Here is a 314-nt window from a genome sequence, read left to right as displayed (position 1 = left end):
CCGACCCGCGACGTCGACCGTCCGTTCCTGATGCCGGTCGAAGACGTGTTCTCGATCTCGGGTCGTGGCACCGTGGTGACCGGTCGTATCGAGCGCGGCATCATCAAGGTCGGCGACGAAATCGAAATCGTCGGTATCCGCGACACGCAGAAGACCACGGTCACCGGCGTGGAAATGTTCCGCAAGTTGCTGGACCAGGGTCAGGCAGGCGACAACGCCGGTCTGCTGCTGCGCGGCACCAAGCGTGACGACGTGGAGCGCGGCCAGGTGCTGTGCAAGCCGGGTTCGATCAAGCCGCACACCGAGTTCGAAGC

Annotated in this window: 1 protein-coding gene; it reads left to right on the top strand. The window is 64.3% G+C overall.

What is annotated here, in order from left to right; genetic code table 11:
• Positions 1 to 314: EF-Tu/IF-2/RF-3 family GTPase (locus tag XcyCFBP4188_RS22395; protein WP_248283124.1), on the top strand; the 314-nt coding region annotated here is incomplete at both ends.

The organism is Xanthomonas hortorum pv. cynarae, assembly GCF_002939985.1.
GTDB lineage: Bacteria > Pseudomonadota > Gammaproteobacteria > Xanthomonadales > Xanthomonadaceae > Xanthomonas > Xanthomonas hortorum_D.
This window is presented reverse-complemented; position numbering and strand designations above follow the sequence as displayed.